This window comes from Streptomyces scabiei 87.22 (assembly GCF_000091305.1).
GTDB lineage: Bacteria > Actinomycetota > Actinomycetes > Streptomycetales > Streptomycetaceae > Streptomyces > Streptomyces scabiei.
Genome location: NC_013929.1, coordinates 7,332,444 through 7,348,021, shown reverse-complemented (window position 1 = coordinate 7,348,021; position 15,578 = coordinate 7,332,444). Strand labels below are relative to the sequence as shown.

General features: G+C 72.2%; 14 protein-coding genes. 9 read left to right on the top strand and 5 right to left on the bottom strand.

Annotation, left to right across the window (positions count from 1 at the left end; all coding sequences use genetic code 11):
• Positions 1-42 precede the first annotated feature (42 nt).
• The 3 genes from panB (at position 43) to SCAB_RS31690 (ending at position 2,890) form a co-directional block, all read left to right on the top strand.
• Positions 43-909 carry a 3-methyl-2-oxobutanoate hydroxymethyltransferase gene (gene panB, locus SCAB_RS31700; protein WP_013004195.1) on the top strand — a complete coding sequence of 289 codons (867 nt, stop codon included), beginning with the start codon at positions 43-45 and terminating at the stop codon, positions 907-909.
• A gap of 128 nt (positions 910-1,037) precedes the next feature.
• Positions 1,038-2,063, top strand: a complete 1,026-nt coding sequence (locus SCAB_RS31695; protein ID WP_013004194.1) for an ATP-binding cassette domain-containing protein — start codon at positions 1,038-1,040, stop codon at positions 2,061-2,063.
• Entirely contained in the window at positions 2,060-2,890 is an 831-nt protein-coding gene (locus tag SCAB_RS31690) for an ABC transporter permease (RefSeq protein ID WP_013004193.1), read from the top strand. The genes SCAB_RS31695 and SCAB_RS31690 overlap by 4 nt, the downstream gene beginning before the upstream one ends.
• A gap of 31 nt (positions 2,891-2,921) precedes the next feature.
• Here SCAB_RS31690 and SCAB_RS31685 read toward each other — a convergent pair whose 3' ends face one another.
• Complete coding sequence (locus tag SCAB_RS31685) at positions 2,922-6,302, bottom strand: AfsR/SARP family transcriptional regulator (protein ID WP_013004192.1); 3,381 nt, start codon at positions 6,300-6,302, stop codon at positions 2,922-2,924.
• Between the two features lie 203 nt (positions 6,303-6,505).
• Here SCAB_RS31685 and SCAB_RS31680 point away from each other — a divergent pair, with 203 nt between their 5' ends.
• Positions 6,506-7,306 (top strand): site-2 protease family protein, encoded by an 801-nt coding sequence (locus SCAB_RS31680; RefSeq protein ID WP_013004191.1) that lies wholly within the window; start codon positions 6,506-6,508, stop codon positions 7,304-7,306.
• On the opposite strand, the gene SCAB_RS31675 is transcribed toward SCAB_RS31680, so the two are convergent.
• Positions 7,293-7,505, bottom strand: a complete 213-nt coding sequence (locus tag SCAB_RS31675) for a hypothetical protein (RefSeq protein WP_013004190.1) — start codon at positions 7,503-7,505, stop codon at positions 7,293-7,295. The two genes, SCAB_RS31680 and SCAB_RS31675, sit on opposite strands and share 14 nt — an antisense overlap.
• An 83-nt stretch (positions 7,506-7,588) precedes the next feature.
• Positions 7,589-8,305 (bottom strand): NADPH-dependent F420 reductase, encoded by a 717-nt coding sequence (gene npdG / locus SCAB_RS31670; protein ID WP_013004189.1) that lies wholly within the window; start codon positions 8,303-8,305, stop codon positions 7,589-7,591.
• Positions 8,306-8,510: 205 nt separating this feature from the next.
• Between npdG and SCAB_RS31665 the strand changes: the two genes are divergently transcribed.
• Positions 8,511-9,797 (top strand): MFS transporter, encoded by a 1,287-nt coding sequence (locus tag SCAB_RS31665; RefSeq protein ID WP_060881977.1) that lies wholly within the window; start codon positions 8,511-8,513, stop codon positions 9,795-9,797.
• A 46-nt stretch (positions 9,798-9,843) separates the two neighbouring features.
• On the opposite strand, the gene SCAB_RS31660 is transcribed toward SCAB_RS31665, so the two are convergent.
• Positions 9,844-10,074 carry a hypothetical protein gene (locus SCAB_RS31660; RefSeq protein ID WP_013004186.1) on the bottom strand — a complete coding sequence of 77 codons (231 nt, stop codon included), beginning with the start codon at positions 10,072-10,074 and terminating at the stop codon, positions 9,844-9,846.
• Positions 10,075-10,141: 67 nt separating this feature from the next.
• On the opposite strand from SCAB_RS31660, the gene map reads away from it, so the two are divergent.
• Complete coding sequence (gene map / locus SCAB_RS31655) at positions 10,142-10,999, top strand: type I methionyl aminopeptidase (protein ID WP_013004185.1); 858 nt, start codon at positions 10,142-10,144, stop codon at positions 10,997-10,999.
• Between the two features lie 190 nt (positions 11,000-11,189).
• Positions 11,190-11,858 (top strand): biliverdin-producing heme oxygenase, encoded by a 669-nt coding sequence (locus SCAB_RS31650; RefSeq protein WP_013004184.1) that lies wholly within the window; start codon positions 11,190-11,192, stop codon positions 11,856-11,858.
• Between the two features lie 132 nt (positions 11,859-11,990).
• On the opposite strand, the gene SCAB_RS31645 is transcribed toward SCAB_RS31650, so the two are convergent.
• A complete protein-coding gene (locus SCAB_RS31645) occupies positions 11,991-12,635 on the bottom strand; it encodes a PhzF family phenazine biosynthesis protein (protein WP_013004183.1) in 645 nt (214 codons plus the stop codon).
• A 494-nt stretch (positions 12,636-13,129) separates the two neighbouring features.
• Between SCAB_RS31645 and efeO the strand changes: the two genes are divergently transcribed.
• Together efeO and efeB are read left to right on the top strand one after the other, a co-directional pair.
• Positions 13,130-14,281: an iron uptake system protein EfeO gene (efeO, locus tag SCAB_RS31640; RefSeq protein ID WP_013004182.1), complete on the top strand. Its 1,152-nt coding sequence runs from the start codon at positions 13,130-13,132 to the stop codon at positions 14,279-14,281.
• A 2-nt stretch (positions 14,282-14,283) separates the two neighbouring features.
• Entirely contained in the window at positions 14,284-15,576 is a 1,293-nt protein-coding gene (gene efeB, locus SCAB_RS31635) for an iron uptake transporter deferrochelatase/peroxidase subunit (RefSeq protein ID WP_037727840.1), read from the top strand.
• The last annotated feature ends 2 nt before the right edge of the window (positions 15,577-15,578 follow it).

The window sequence follows — 15,578 nt, the reverse complement described above, 5'->3', positions numbered from 1 at the left end:
ACACCGTCAGGGTGCCTCGAGATGACATGAAGGAGCTGGACGATGACGCAGCTTTCCGCTGCCCGGACGACATCCTCCGACGGCAGCAAGGCGCTGTACGGGGGCAAGGGCACACGCCGTATCACCGTCAGGGACATCGCCCTCGCCAAGGAGCGCGGCGAGAAGTGGCCCATGCTCACCGCGTACGACGCGATGACCGCCTCCGTCTTCGACGAGGCCGGCATCCCGGTCATGCTCGTCGGCGACTCCGCCGGCAACTGTCACCTCGGCTACGAGTCGACCGTGCCCGTCACCCTGGACGAGATGACGATGCTCTCCGCGGCCGTCGTCCGGGGCACCAGCCGCGCCCTGATCGTCGGCGACCTGCCCTTCGGCTCCTACCAGGAGGGCCCCGTCCAGGCGCTGCGCTCGGCGACCCGGATGGTCAAGGAGGCCGGGGTCGGCGCGGTCAAGCTGGAGGGCGGCGAGCGCTCGCACCGCCAGATCGAGCTGCTGGTCGAGTCCGGCATCCCCGTCATGGCCCACATCGGCCTCACCCCGCAGTCCGTCAACGCGATGGGCTACCGCGTGCAGGGCCGCGGCGAGGAGGCCGCGCAGCAGCTGCTGCGCGACGCCAAGGCCGTCCAGGACGCGGGCGCGTTCGCGGTCGTCCTGGAGCTGGTTCCCGCGGAGCTGGCGGCCGAGGTCACCCGGGTGCTCCACATCCCGACCGTCGGGATCGGGGCGGGCCCCGAGACCGACGCGCAGGTCCTCGTGTGGACCGACATGCTCGGACTGACCGGCGGGCGGATGCCGAAGTTCGTGAAGCAGTACGCCGATCTGCGGGCGGTCATGGGGAACGCGGCGAAGGCGTTCGCGGAGGACGTCGTGGGCGGGACGTTCCCGCAGGAGGAGCACTCCGTCCACTAGGCCGCGCGGGTGCGTGATCGGGCGCGGGTGCGTGGGGGCTTCTCGCGCAGTTCCCCGCGCCCCCCGGGGGCAGGCGCTGTCGGCGGGCTGTCGGTGGTCTGTCGGTGGGGGCTGGGAGTGTCGTCCCCATGACACGAATCGACAAGAACTCCGGCGGCGCGAAGGGCGCTGTGACCGTGCGGGGGCTGGTCAAGCACTACGGCGAGACCAGGGCGCTGGACGGTGTCGACCTGGACGTGCGCGAGGGCACGGTGATGGGGGTCCTCGGCCCCAACGGCGCGGGCAAGACGACCCTCGTACGGTGCCTGTCCACCCTGATCACCCCCGACGCGGGCCGTGCGACGGTGGCCGGCTACGACGTCCTGCGGCAGCCGCGGCAGCTGCGCCGCGTGATCGGGCTGACCGGCCAGTACGCCTCCGTGGACGAGAAGCTGTCCGGCTTCGAGAACCTGTACATGATCGGCCGGCTGCTCGACCTGCCCCGCAAGGAGGCGAAGAGCCGCGCCACCGGCCTGCTGGAGCGGTTCTCGCTGACCGAGGCCGCCGGACGCCCCGCGGCGACGTACTCCGGCGGTATGCGGCGGCGGCTCGACCTGGCCGCGTCCATGATCGGGAGCCCGGCCGTGCTGTACCTGGACGAGCCGACGACCGGCCTCGACCCGCGCACGCGGAACGAGGTGTGGACCGAGGTGAAGCGCATGGTCGGCGACGGGGTGACCGTCCTGCTGACCACGCAGTACATGGAGGAGGCCGAGCAGCTCGCCTCCGAACTGACCGTGATCGACAAGGGCAAGGTGATCGCGGGCGGCCGTATCGAGGAGCTGAAGGCCCAGGTCGGCGGCCGCACGCTGCGGGTCCGGCCGGCCGATCCGGTGCAGCTGCGGCCCCTGGCCACGGAGCTGGACGGCCTCGGCATCACCGGGCTCGCCACGACCACCGTGGACACAGAGACGGGCGCCCTCCTCGTGCCGATCCTCAGCGACGAACAGCTGACCGCCGTCGTCGGCGCGATCACCGCGCGCGGGGTGACCATCGCCTCGATCAGTACCGAACTGCCCAGCCTGGACGAGGTGTTCCTGTCCCTCACCGGCCACAAGACCGGTGCGGCGCAGGACGCGGCTCCGTCCCCCGCCTACGAGGAGGTCGCCGTATGAGTGCCGCCACCACCGTCCCCACGACCGGCGACACCGTCCAGGCAGACGGCCGGATCGGGCTGCGGGCGCACGCCCGGCACACCGGCGCCCTCGTCCGGCGGAACCTGCTGTGGATCCGGCAGGACCCCGAGTCGATGTTCGACGCGGTCCTGATGCCGATCGTGTTCACCCTGCTGTTCGTGTACGTCTTCGGCGGCTCCATCGGACAGGCGCTGGGCGGCGGCCAGGAACAGTACGTGCAGTACGTCGTGCCCGGCCTGATGGCGATGATGGGCATGAACATCGCCATGGGCGTGGGCACGGGCTTCAACGAGGACTTCCAGAAGGGGGTCATGGACCGCTTCCGGTCCCTGCCGATCGGCCGGTCCTCGGTGCTCCTCGCGAAGATCTCCGTCGAGCTGCTGCGCATGCTGGTCGCCACGACGATCCTGCTGACGGTCGGGGTGCTCATCGGCTTCGACATCACCAGCTGGCCGGGGCTGTTCGGTGCGGTGGGCCTGGCCGTCGTCTTCGGGTCGTCCCTGATGTGGATCTTCCTGGTGCTGGGCGTGACCATGAAGAACGCGCAGTCCGTGCAGGCCATGGGCTTCCTGGTGCTGTTCCCGCTGCAGTTCGGGTCGTCGATCTTCGCACCGACCGGGTCGATGCCGGGCTGGCTGCAGGCGTTCACCGACTACAACCCGCTGTCGTCCCTGGCGGACGCGGCACGCGGGCTGATGACCGGCGGCCCGATCGCGCACGACCTGCTGGTCACGCTCGGCTGGTCGGTGGGCCTCACGGCGGTGATGGCGCCCATCGCGATCCACAAGTTCAAGACGAAGAGCTGACCGCCGGGGGCCGCACGGGTACGGCCCCTGGTCAGACGAGGGCGACGGCCTCCTCCAGGGTGAGGGCGCCGCCCTCGGCGTACGCGGTGTCGTAGGCCGTGTCGTCCAGCGAGGCCCGGGTCACCGTCTCGGCCATGGCCCGGGCCTCGGCCTCCATCGGGCTGGAGAAGTGTCCGGACGGCAGCAGCGCGTCGGCGGCGCCGAGGAGCAGGGCCGCCTCACGGGCGCGGTCGCCGCCGTCGACGCTCGCGACGGACAGGGCGGCGGTCACGAGATGGACGGCCGGCATGTAGGGCGCGACCGTCAGGGACAGCCGGTCCAGGCTCCGCTCCAGCGCCCGGCGCATCAGCCGCAGCGCCTCCTCGTGGTGCCCGGACACCGCCTCCAGCCAGCCCTCGACACCGATGACGTACCCGGCGAAGAGCACGTAGTCGGCGGCGTGGAAGTCCTGGCGCAGCAGGGTGAGCTGCTCCCTGGCCTCGGTGGTGCGCCCGGTGCGGCCGAGGCGGGCCGCGAGGTAGAGGCGGGCGATGGGCACGGCCTCGCGGGCGGCCGTGCGGCGCCCCCGCCCCGACTCCAGCACGTCGAACAGCATCTTCTCGCCGCGCTCCGGGTCGCCGCTCTCGATGTACGCGCCGCCGAGCCGGACGCCGAGGACACCCAGCTGGGCGTTGGTGCCGAGCCGCTCGGCGTACTCGATGGCCCGCTCGTAGTCCGCGGCGGCGAGCGCGAACTCGCCCCGGCGCTCCAGGGACTCGCCGCGCGCGGAGAGCGCCTCGGCGGCGCCCCAGGCGTCTCCGAGGCGGTCGAAGATCTCCAGCGCGCCGTCGGCGTCCGCGAGGGCGTCGCCCGCCCAGTCGGAGCGGTTGGCGAGGATGTTGGCCCGCAGCTGCAGGGTCTGCGCCAGCTCCCAGGTGAAACCGAGTGAGCGGCAGGTGTCGATGTTGGTGTCGAGGATGCTACGCAGCCGGTCGATGTCGCCGGTGAGCAGGACGGCGTAGAACCACATGAAGCCGGGGAAGCGGCAGGTCTGCGGCTGGCCCGGCCGGTAGGTGGCGCTGATGACCCGCAGCTTCTCCTGGGCCTCGGCGGTCTGCCAGGCGGGCAGCTCCATGTCCATGCAGGCCAGATGGACCAGATGCACCCCGCGCCGGGCCTCGTCGAGGACGGCCGGGCTCATCGGCGGCGGCTGGTCCACGAGACGTTCGCGCAGGTCCGGGACGGGGCGCGCGGGCGGGGTGAAGGGGTTCGGGCCGAGTTCCTTGACCTGGGCGGACCAGTGCCGGGCCTCGGACTTCAGGTCCCGCATCTGCCAGTACCAGCACAGCGACAGCGCCAGGCAGAGCGCCTCCTGCTCGTCCCGCTCGGCGACGGCGTACCGCAGGGCGGTGCGGATGTTCTCGTACTCCAGCTCCAGCAGCCCGATCGCGGCGCGCTGCCCGGCGCAGCGCAGCAACGGGTCGGTGGCGCGGACGAGTTCGCGGTAGTACGTGAGGTGGGCGCGTTCGGCGGCCGGACGGGTGCCGGTCTCGTCGAGCCGCTCGCCCGCGTACTCGACGACGGTCTCCAGGAGCCGGTAGCGCATCTCGCCGCCCGCCTCGGCCGCGGAACCCTCCGAAGGGGCCGCCACCACCAGGGACTTGTCGACGAGTGAGCCGAGCGCCTCCAGCGCCGCGGGTCCGCAGACGGCCTCGGCGGCGGCCAGGTCGCAGCCGCCTGCGAACACCGACAGGCGCCGAAGGACGTACCGCTCGTCCTCGTCGAGCAGCTCCCAGGACCAGTCGACGACCGCGCGCAGGGTCTGCTGCCGGGGCAGGAGGGTACGGCTGCCGGAGGTGAGCAGCCGGAAGCGGTCGTCGAGGCGGTCGGCGATCTGACGGGGCGTCATCATGCGCAGCCGGGCCGCCGCCAGCTCGATGGCGAGGGGCAGTCCGTCGAGGCGGCGGCAGATCTCGGCGGCGGCCTCCGGGTCGGCGTCCACGGTGAAGCCGGGCCGGGCGGCCGCACCCCGGTCGGCGAGCAGGCGCAGCGCGTGGGGCTGCGTCAGCGGTTCCACCGGGCGCAGCAACTCCCCCGGTACGCCGAGGGGTTCGCGGCTGGTGGCGAGGACGGTCAGCTCCGGGCAGCGCTGGAGAAGCTGGTCGACGAGGTGGGCGGCGGCGTCCACGACGTGTTCGCAGTTGTCGAGGATGAGCAGCATGCGGCGTCCGGCGCAGTGTTCGGCGAGGCGGGCCAGCGGGTTGTCCTTGCGGTCCGCCGCGACCCGCATCTCCTCGGCGCCGGCGCCCCGCAGAACGGTCTCGCGGGCGCCCAGGGCGGTGAGGACGGTCTCCGGGACGTTCGCGGGGTCGTCCACGGGGGCGAGTTCGGCGAGCCAGACGCCGTCCGGCATGGCTTCGGCGGCCGCCTCGCCGGCCTCCTGGGACAGGCGGGTCTTGCCCGCGCCGCCGGGGCCGAGGAGGGTGACGAGGCGGGTGGTGCTGAGGTCGTGGCGGATGGTGTCGATGTCGGTGTCCCGGCCGACGAACGAGGTGAGGCGGGCGCGGAGGTTGCCCGGGGGGCGGGTGGGCCGGGGGTGCGGCTCCGGGTGCGGCCGTGGCCCGGGGCGGGGAGGCGGGGTGCCGGGTGCGGTGTCGTAGGGGTTCTCGCGCGGTTTCCCGCGCCCCGTGCGGGGGTCGGGGCCGTCGGCTCTCAGCAGCTCCTCGTGGAGGGCGCGCAGGGCCGGCCCCGGGCGCGTGCCCAGGCGGTCGGCCAGCAGCCGGCGCACCTCCTCGTACGCGGCCAGCGCCTGCGCCGTGCGGCCGGTGTCGCGCAGGGCGCGCAGCCGGAGGGTCTGGAGGGGTTCGTCGAGGGGGTGGGTGTCGCAGAGGGCGGTGAGGTCCGGGAGGGCGGAGCCGGCGCGGCCCAGGGCGAGGGCGGCGGTGAGACGGGTGCGGTGGGCGTCGAGGCGGCGGGTCTCCCAGCGGGCGGCCTCGGCGGCACGGTCGGGGAGATCGGCCAGCGGCGGGCCCTGCCAGAGGGCGAGCGCGTCGTCGAGGAGACCGGCGGCCCCGGCCGGATCGCCGTCGGCGAGCGCGCGGGCGCCGTCGTCCGCGAGACGTGCGAAGCGATACAGGTCGATGTCGTCCGGGGCCGCGGCGAGCCGGTAGCCGCCGTTCAGCGAGACGATCGCGTCCGGGCCCAGCGCCCTGCGCAGCCGGCCGACCAGCGCCTGCAGCGCGGCCGGCGCGTCGGCGGGCGGATCGTCGGCCCACACCTCGTCGACGAGCGCGGCCACGGCCACCGCACGCCCCCGGCGGAGCGCGAGCACGGTCAGCAGGGCACGCAGCCGGGCACCCCCCACGGGAACGGGGGTGCCGTCGGACTGCAGGGCCTGGGTGGTGCCGAGGATGCGATAGCGCACGAGGTCCATTGTCTCTGTCGGTCGTCTCTGCGGAGTCGGTTCGCGTGGCCGGTCCGTCGGGCCGGGCCGGACTCTCCCGCGCGACCGCCGGCTGTTCGTCCCCACCTTCCTAGGAACCGGGAGGGGACCGCGAGACGTTTTCGGCGTGTGCCCGGTACCGTCGGGCAGTCCGGTCGGGTGATCGACCGTCCGCCGAGCGTCCTAGGAGCCCCATGACCACCGCCGCGTCCCGCCGGAGCGACCGGAGGATCAGTCCCGTCTTCGTGGGGATCGTGGCCGTCATGGCGGTCACCGGATGGGCCACCTGGACCGGGTTCGCCGAGCAGCCCGGTCTGGCGGTCTTCCTGTTCGTGACCTCGGCGTGGGTGGTCTCCCTCTGCCTGCACGAGTACGCGCACGCCCGTACCGCGTTGCATGGGGGTGACATCACCGTTGGCGCAAAAGGCTACTTGAGCCTCAATCCACTCGCCTACACCCACGCCCTGCTCAGCATCGTGCTGCCCGTCGTCTTCGTGATCATGGGTGGGATCGGACTGCCCGGTGGCGCGGTGTTCATCGAGCGCGGCCGGATCCAGGGCCGCTGGAAGCACAGTCTGATCTCGGCGGCGGGCCCGCTGACGAACGTCGCGTTCGCGGCCGTCTGCACCGCGCCCTTCTGGCTGGGTGTCACGGACGGCGTGCCCGCGGCCTTCCTGTTCGCGCTCGCCTTCCTCGCGATGCTCCAGGTCACGGCCGCGATCCTGAACTTCCTGCCGGTGCCGGGGCTGGACGGCTACGGCGTCGTCGAGCCGTGGCTGTCGTACAAGATCCGCCGCCAGGTGGAGCCGCTGGCGCCGTTCGGGCTGCTGCTGGTGTTCGCGGTGCTGTGGATCCCGGCGGTGAACGGGGTGTTCTGGGACGTGATCGACGCGTTCATGCGGGGCCTGGGCATCCAGGACCAGCTGTCCGACTGCGGCTACCGGCTCTACCGGTTCTGGCGCGCGGACAGCGACGCCTGCCTCACCGGGGTGTGACCGCCCGGGGCGCCTGCCGGGCCTTGCGCACGTAGTACCAGGTCATGTTGGACGACAGGCCGGCCATCAGCAGCCACACCACACCCAGCCAGCTGTCGCGGCTGAAGGAGACCACGGCCGCGGTGACCGCGAGGAGACAGACGACGAGGGCGTAGACGGCGAGCCGCCGGGCCGGGCCGGGCGGGAGCGAGGGGGGCATGGGGGTCGGCTCCTGGGAGGGCGGTCGGACGAGGTGGTACGGCGTCCAGTGTCCCCCATGCCCGTACGCGTACGTACGTCGCCTCACACGTCGGTGAGGCGGATGCCCGCGTGGGCCTTGTAGCGGCGGTTCACCGAGATCAGGTTGGCGACCAGGGACTCGACCTGGTGGGCGTTGCGCAGCCGGCCCGCGAAGATGCCGCGCATGCCGGGGATGCGGCCGGCGAGCGCCTGCACGATCTCGACGTCGGCCCGCACCTCGCCGAGCACCATCACGTCGGTGTCGATCTCGTCGATCTCCGGGTCCTCCAGGAGGACGGCGGAGAGGTGGTGGAAGGCTGCGGTGACACGCGAGTCCGGGAGCAGGGCGGCGGCCTGCTCGGCCGCGCTGCCCTCCTCCGGCTTCAGGGCGTAGGCGCCCTTCTTGTCGAAGCCGAGCGGGTTGACGCAGTCGACGACGAGCTTGCCGGTCAGCTCCTCGCGCAGGGACGCGAGGGTGTCGCCGTGTCCGTCCCACGGGACGGCGACGATCACGATGTCGCTGCGGCGGGCGGTCTCGGCGTTGTCGGCGCCCTCGACGCCGTGCCCGAGTTCCTCGGCGACGCCCCGGGCGCGGTCGGCGGCCCGCGACCCGATGATCACCTTCTGGCCGGCCCTGGCGAGCCGGTGGGCGAGGCCCTTGCCCTGCGGCCCGGTGCCGCCGAGCACGCCGACGACGAGCCCCGACACGTCCGGCAGGTCCCAGGGGTCCTTCGCCGGGGCCTTCGCGGGGGGCTGCTGTGCACTGTCAGTAGAGGTCATGGGCCGACTTTACGTGCGTGAGCGCCGGGCATGACGATCAGGTGAGCGCGGTCACGCGTACCCGGTCGAGGGCCGCCGAAAAGCGGTTGCCGCAGCCGGGGGAGGCCGCCCAGCATGGCCCGTCGTGACTGCTTCCGACGATGCCGCTCCGGGTGACACGGCCTCCTCTCCTCCCGCCTCCTCCCCTCCCCCGGCCGGGTCGCGCCTGGGCGCGCTGTTGCCCGATCTCGGGCCCTGGCGGGTGTCCGTGGACTTCCGGCGGTTGTGGGTGGCGGGGCTGATCACCAACTTCGGGAGCTTCCTGACCTTCGTGGCCCTGCCCGTGCAGATGAAGGAGCTGACCGGGTCGGTCGTCGCGGTCGGCGCCATCGGCGCGGTCGAACTCGTGCCGCTGATCGTGTTCGGACTGTACGGCGGGGCTCTCGCCGACGCCCTGGACAAGCGGGCACTGATCCTGTGGACCGAGGCCGGGCAGGGACTGCTGTGCGCCGGGCTGCTGGTCAACGCGTTGCTGCCGGAGCCGCTGGTGTGGCCGCTGTACCTGGTGGCCGCCCTGTCGTCGGCCCTGGTCGCGGTGCAGCGCCCGGCACTGGACTCGATCGTGCCCCGCATCGTCCCGCACGAACATCTGCCGGCCGCCGCCTCGCTGAACTCGCTGCGCTGGACGGTGGGCGGGGTCGCCGCCCCGGCGCTCGCGGGTGTCGTCGTGGCGTACGCGGGGCTCGCCTGGGCGTACGCGGCGGACCTCGCGACGTTCGTGGCGTCCCTCGCGCTGGGCGTGGGGCTCGCGCCGTCCCCCGCGTCGCACGAGGCCGCGAAGCCGTCGTTGCGGTCGATCGCGGAGGGCGCGCGGTACGCGTGGAGCCGCAAGGAACTGCTCGGCACCTACGCCGTCGACCTCGCCGCGATGTTCCTGGCGATGCCGCTGGCCCTGCTGCCGTTCCTGGCGGACGAGCTGGACGCGCCGTGGTCGCTGGGGCTGATGTACGCGGCGCTGCCGGCGGGGGCGTTGCTGATGACGCTGACCAGCGGGTGGGCGTCCCGGGTCCACCGGCACGGGCGGATGGTGGTGCTGGCGGCGGCGTTGTGGGGGCTGTCGGTGACGGCGGCGGGGCTGGTGCGGGAGGTGTGGCTCGTGCTGGCGTTCCTGGTGCTGGGCGGCGCCTTCGACATGGTGAGCGGGATCTTCCGGGCCGCGATGTGGAACCAGACCATTCCGGACGAGCTGCGGGGACGGCTGGCGGGGATCGAGCTGCTGTCGTACTCCGTGGGACCTCAGCTGGGGCAGGTGCGGGCCGGGAGCATGGCGGCGTGGACGTCCGTACGGGCGTCCGTGTGGGCCGGCGGTCTGTTGTGCGTGGGGGCGGTGGGGCTGCTGGCGCTGTGTCTGCCGCAGCTGATGTCCTACGACGTGCGTACGAACGAGCACGCGGTGCGGTCGCGGGAGCGGCGCGGTGCGCTCCCGCCCGGCCCGCCCGTCGCTCCGGGCTGACCGGGCCGTCCGCGCGCGGCGGGCCCGGCGGGCCCGCCGGGGCCGGTCAGTCGGTGTTCGAGTCCGTCGTGGGGGTGTCGTGCCAGCGGGGGTCGTTCTCCCACTCGGCGTTGCGCTCCTGGGCCGTCTCCATGGCCCGGGTCGCGTCCTGGCGGGAGGCGTAGGGGCCCATGCGGTCCTTGCCGGGGCAGTCGGGGCCCTCTTCGACCTTCTTGTGCTCCAGGCAGTAGAACCACTCGCCGGGTTTGCCGGCCGTACGCCGTTTGAACAGAGGCATGACCTGAGTTCCCTTCCGCAGTCGTCCCCGACATGGTCCCCCACCACCGCTGGTTAAACTCGCTGGCATGTCTGGCCAGTCGCTGCTCGCACCGGGGAAGCTCTCCCCCACCCGTACCGTCCCGGGACACATCCGCCGACCCGAGTACGTGGGCAAGCCCGCCCCGACTCCGTACACCGGGCCGGAGGTGCAGACGCCCGAGACCGTCGAGGCCATGCGGATCGCCGGCCGGATCGCGGCGCGGGCGATGGCCGAGGCGGCGAAGCACATCGCCCCCGGGGTGACCACGGACGAGCTGGACCGGGTCGCGCACGAGTACATGTGCGACCACGGGGCCTATCCGTCGACGCTCGGCTACCGGGGCTTCCCCAAGTCGCTGTGCACCTCGGTCAACGAGGTCATCTGCCACGGCATCCCCGACTCGACCGTGCTGCGCGACGGCGACATCGTCAACCTGGACGTGACGGCGTACATCGGCGGTGTGCACGGCGACAACAACGCCACGTACCTGGTGGGCGACGTGGACGAGGAGTCGCGGCTGCTCGTGGAGCGGACCGAGGAGGCCCTCGCGCGTGCCGTCAAGGCCGTCAGGCCCGGCCGGCAGATCAACATCATCGGGCGGGTCATCGAGTCGTACGCGAAGCGGTTCGGGTACGGGGTCGTGCGCGACTTCACCGGGCACGGGATCAACTCGTCGTTCCACTCGGGCCTGATCGTCCCGCACTACGACTCCCCGCACGCGACCACGGTGATGCAGACGGGGATGACGTTCACGATCGAGCCGATGCTCACGCTCGGGTCGTACGACTACGACATGTGGGACGACGGCTGGACGGTCGTCACCAAGGACCTCAGGCGCACCGCCCAGTTCGAGCACACGCTGGTGGTGACGGAGACGGGCGCGGAGATCCTCACGCTGCCCTAGCGACCTTTCGTTCCCGCGGACAGCTCGCCCCGGCTTCGGCCGGCGGCGGGCTTTTCGCTGGGCGGATGCGCCGGCCGGACTCGGGGTACCGTTTTACCGACAGGGAGTCGGGAACCTGTTGACTTAGGTAAGCCTAACCATTGAAAATGGCGTCAGCTTCTCGTCTTCCCACTTCGGCACCGGAGGCCCCATGAACGCGTCGGTCGCATCGGACACGGCGTTCTCCACGCTCATCCGCACCGCGTCGCACGAGCAGCACACCGAGGCGGAGTCCACGACCTTCATGGGCGACATGCTGGGCGGCAAGCTCGGCGTCGAGGCGTACGCGCGGTACACCGAGCAGCTGTGGTTCGTGTACGAGGCGCTGGAGAGCGCGGCGCCGGGGCTGGCCGCCGACCCGGTCGCCGGGCCGTTCGTCCAGCCCGAGCTGATGCGGCTGACCGCGCTGGAGCGGGACCTGGCACATCTGCGCGGCCCCGGCTGGCGCGCGACGCTCACCGCCCTGCCGGCGACCGAGGAGTACGCGGCGCGGGTCGCCGAGTGCGCGCGTGCGTGGGCCGGCGGCTATGTGGCCCACCACTACACGCGGTACCTCGGCGACCTCTCCGGCGGGCAGATCATCCGGGACCGGGCCGAGAAGACCTGGGGCTTCGCCAGGAAGGGCGACGGCGTCCGGTTCTACGTCTTCGAGCAGATCACCAACCCGGCCGCCTTCAAGCGGGGCTACCGGGAGCTGCTGGACCGGGTGCGGGCCGACGACCTGGAGAAGCAGCGGATCGTGAGCGAGTGCAAGCGGGCCTTCGCGCTGAACACCGCGGTCTTCCGCGCCCTGGGCGACGAGTTCCCGTTGAGCGCGTGAGCGCGTGAGCGCTGCGCTCGCCGGGGCGGGGCATCGAGGTTGTGGGTCCGTGCGGGTGGGTGGGGGCTGGTCGCGCAGTTCCCCGCGCCCCTTGGATGTGGCCCCTTGCCGGCAAAGGCGCCGTGGCGAGCCCTAGCGTTCCAGGAACACCCTGCCCCCGACCTCCACCCACCCGTGCGGCTGCGGGGCGGTGAGCAGCTGGGAGCCCGTGCCCTGGGTGATGTTCAGGGCCCGGCCCAGCCGGGCGGTCAGCTGCAGGGCCGCCGCGCCGGTGGCCTCGTCCTCGTCGATGCCGTCGCCCCGGCCGGGGAAGGCACGGGCACGGACGCGCCCGGCCGCCTCGTCCTCCCAGGCCCAGGCATAGACCCACTCGCCCGGCGGCGGTACGCGCAGGTCGTCGACCTCGGCGGCGGAGGCGTACTGACGGAAGGTGCGGGGCGGGGCCCACTCCGGCAGCGCCTCGATCCAGCTGAACTCACCGTCCAGCCGGGCCCCGACGACGCCGGCCGGGGTGACCAGCTCGGGCACGTCCAGCAGCCAGGCCGCGCCCACGCAGGGGTATCCGGCGAAGGGCAGGCGCAGCGAGGGGGTGTAGATGTCGATCACACCGCGCTCGGGGTCGTCCACGAACACGGTCTCGCTGAAGCCGAGTTTGGCGGCGAACTCCTGGCGGTCGGCGCGGTCGGGCATCACGGAGCCCTCGCGGACGACGCCCAGTTCGTTGCCGTATCCGCCGCGGGGTCCGCAGAACACCCGCAGCACATCGAAGTCGGTCACCCCGGCATTGAAACATCAACCGGGCCCCGGGTCGTACCAGGTCACCCCCCGTCCGGACGGCGATCGGGCCGGTTCCGGTCCCACGGAGGAGCCGATCAAGTGACGTACGGGACAAGCCGGTTGAGCCGGAGGGGTCCGACGGGCCCGCGGAGGGTGCCCGCCGAGGGGACCCCTGCCGGTGCCGGACGTGGGCCGGGCGCGGGCCGGGGCGCGGTGGTGGCCGTCCACGAACCGGCGATGCCCCGATCACGCCGAAACATGACGGAAGTGGATACCTGGGAGTGAAACCGCGTTCTTGACCGGTGTTTGGGTCTCTTGACCCTCTCTTGACCGGACTATGGGGGCTGTTTTGAGCCACCGTGATCGGCCCGTGCTCGTACGGCCCCGGAGAGGGGGTTTCACTGGAAGGACAGCAATTGGTGAGGTAAGCCTCAGATAACTGAGGCCCGCCTCACCTTCTCTGTGTGTCCTCCGTGTACTGCCTTGGAGCCGAAATGCGCCCCCTCAGACTGTCCGTCGTCACCGCCGCCACCACCGTGGCGGCCCTGACCGCTCTCACCGGCTGCACCGAGAAGAGCAGCGCGGGCGCGGACGGGGCGATCGCGGTCACCGCGACCGACACCACGTGCGAGGTCTCGAAGAAGGAGTTCCCGGCCGGCCACGTCGAGCTGGACATCGAGAACAAGGGTTCCAAGGTCACCGAGGTCTACCTCCTCTTCCCCGACGACCGCGTGGTCACCGAGCGCGAGAACATCGGCCCCGGCACCAAGCAGAAGGTCACCGCCGAGGTGAAGGCCGGCGACTACCGGATCGCCTGCAAGCCGGGCATGAAGGGCGACGGCATCCGGCAGGACGTCAAGGCCACCGGCGGCGGCAAGGTCGCCGCGCGCGATCCGCGCCTGGACGAGGCCGTCGCCTCCTACCGGAAGTACGTGCAGACCCAGGCCGACGAGACGATCCCGCTGGTGAAGGTGTTCGCCGACGCCGTCAAGGACGGGGACGTGGAGGCCGCGAAGAAGGCGTACGCGCCCTCCCGGATCGGCTGGGAGCGCACCGAGCCGGTCGCCGAGTCCTTCGGCGACATCGACCCGAAGGTCGACGTCCGCGAGGACGGTCTGGAGGAGGGCCAGGACCCGGAGAAGGACTGGACCGGCTGGCACCGCCTGGAGCGTTCGCTGTGGAAGGACGGCAAGCTCACCGCCCGCGACTCCGAGCTGGCCGACCGGCTGGTGACCGACCTGGACGACTGGCGCGAGCGGGTCGGCAAGGCCGAGATCACCCCGACCTCCATGGCCAACGGCGCCAAGGAGCTCCTCGACGAGGTCGCCACCGGCAAGGTCACCGGCGAGGAGGAGCGCTACTCGCACACCGACCTCGTCGACTTCAAGGCCAACGTCGAGGGCGCCGAGAAGTCGTACGCGCTGCTCAAGTCCGTCGCCGCCGAGAACGACCCGGAGCTGACGAAGGAACTCGACCAGCAGTTCGCGGCCCTGAACACGCTGCTCGACAAGTACCGCAAGGACAAGACCGGCTACGACTTCGTCTCCTACGACAAGGTCGGCAAGGCGGAGCAGAAGGAGCTGTCGGACGCGGTGAACGCGCTCGCCGAGCCCCTCTCGCAGCTCGCGGCAGCGGTGGTGAAGTGACGATGACCGCCGACGACTCCCCCGAGCCCGGCTCCGCGCCGGAGCACCCCCGTACCCCGTCGCGGCGCGCCCTCATCGGCTGGGGCGGTGCCGGGCTCGCGCTCGGTGCCGCCGCGGCCGGCGGCGCGGTCGCCGCGGCCCGCCCGGACGACGACGACACGGCCCCCGCGGCCGGTGCGGCCGTCGCCTTCCACGGCGCCCACCAGGCCGGTATCGCCACGCCCGTGCAGGACCGGTTGCACTTCGCCGCGTTCGACGTGGAGACCGAGGACCGCGACGCGTTCGTGGCCATGCTGAAGGACTGGACGGCCGCCGCGCGCCGGATGACCGCCGGGAAGGCGGTCGGCGACGGCGCGTACGGCGGTCTGGCGGAGGCCCCGCCGGACGACACCGGCGAGGCGCTGGGGCTGAAGCCGTCGCGGCTGACGCTGACCATCGGCTTCGGACCCTCCCTGTTCGACCGGTTCGGGCTGGACGGGCGGCGGCCCGAGGCCCTCGTCGACCTGCCGCAGTTCGCCGGTGACAACCTCGACCGGGCGCGCAGCGGCGGCGACCTGTGCGTGCAGGCGTGCGCGGACGACCCCCAGGTCGCGGTGCACGCCATCCGCAACCTCGCCCGCATCGGCTTCGGCAAGGTCTCGGTGCGCTGGTCCCAGCTCGGGTTCGGCAAGACCTCCTCCACCACCCCCGAGGCGCAGACCCCGCGCAACCTCATGGGGTTCAAGGACGGCACCCGCAACATCGCCGGCACCGAGACGGACCGCCTGAAGAAGTTCGTGTGGGTGGACGAGAAGGACGTCGACGCGGACTCGGCCTGGATGAGGGGCGGTTCGTATCTCGTCGCCCGGCGCATCCGTATGCACATCGAGACCTGGGACCGGACCTCGCTGCAGGAGCAGGAGGACATCTTCGGCCGCGACAAGGGCGAGGGCGCCCCGGTCGGCAAGGCGAAGGAACGCGACGAGCCGTTCCTGAAGGCGATGCTGCCGGACGCGCACGTGCGGCTCGCGCACCCCGATTCCAACCACGGGATCACGCTGCTGCGGCGCGGCTACTCCTTCACCGACGGCACGGACGGGCTCGGCCGCCTGGACGCGGGCCTGTTCTTCCTCGCCTACCAGCGCGACGTGCGCGAGGGGTTCATCCCGGTCCAGCGCAACCTGGCCAAGGACGCGCTCAACGAGTACATCCAGCACGTGGGTTCGGCGATCTTCGCGGTGCCGCCGGGCGTCCGGGACGCGGACGACTGGTGGGGCCGGGCGCTGTTCTCCCCCTCAACGGCCACGGAGGACTGACA

Excerpts from the sequence above, each read along its gene's own strand:
- SCAB_RS31675 (WP_013004190.1), bottom strand. The coding sequence starts at position 7,505 with ATGCCCCCCTCGCTCCCGCCCGGCCCGGCCCGGCGGCTCGCCGTCTAC.
- panB (WP_013004195.1), top strand. The coding sequence starts at position 43 with ATGACGCAGCTTTCCGCTGCCCGGACGACATCCTCCGACGGCAGCAAG.
- SCAB_RS31680 (WP_013004191.1), top strand. The coding sequence starts at position 6,506 with ATGACCACCGCCGCGTCCCGCCGGAGCGACCGGAGGATCAGTCCCGTC.
- SCAB_RS31660 (WP_013004186.1), bottom strand. The coding sequence starts at position 10,074 with ATGCCTCTGTTCAAACGGCGTACGGCCGGCAAACCCGGCGAGTGGTTC.
- map (WP_013004185.1), top strand. The coding sequence starts at position 10,142 with ATGTCTGGCCAGTCGCTGCTCGCACCGGGGAAGCTCTCCCCCACCCGT.
- efeB (WP_037727840.1), top strand. The coding sequence starts at position 14,284 with ATGACCGCCGACGACTCCCCCGAGCCCGGCTCCGCGCCGGAGCACCCC.
- SCAB_RS31685 (WP_013004192.1), bottom strand. The coding sequence starts at position 6,302 with ATGGACCTCGTGCGCTATCGCATCCTCGGCACCACCCAGGCCCTGCAG.
- SCAB_RS31650 (WP_013004184.1), top strand. The coding sequence starts at position 11,190 with ATGAACGCGTCGGTCGCATCGGACACGGCGTTCTCCACGCTCATCCGC.
- SCAB_RS31695 (WP_013004194.1), top strand. The coding sequence starts at position 1,038 with ATGACACGAATCGACAAGAACTCCGGCGGCGCGAAGGGCGCTGTGACC.
- efeO (WP_013004182.1), top strand. The coding sequence starts at position 13,130 with ATGCGCCCCCTCAGACTGTCCGTCGTCACCGCCGCCACCACCGTGGCG.
- SCAB_RS31690 (WP_013004193.1), top strand. The coding sequence starts at position 2,060 with ATGAGTGCCGCCACCACCGTCCCCACGACCGGCGACACCGTCCAGGCA.
- npdG (WP_013004189.1), bottom strand. The coding sequence starts at position 8,305 with ATGACCTCTACTGACAGTGCACAGCAGCCCCCCGCGAAGGCCCCGGCG.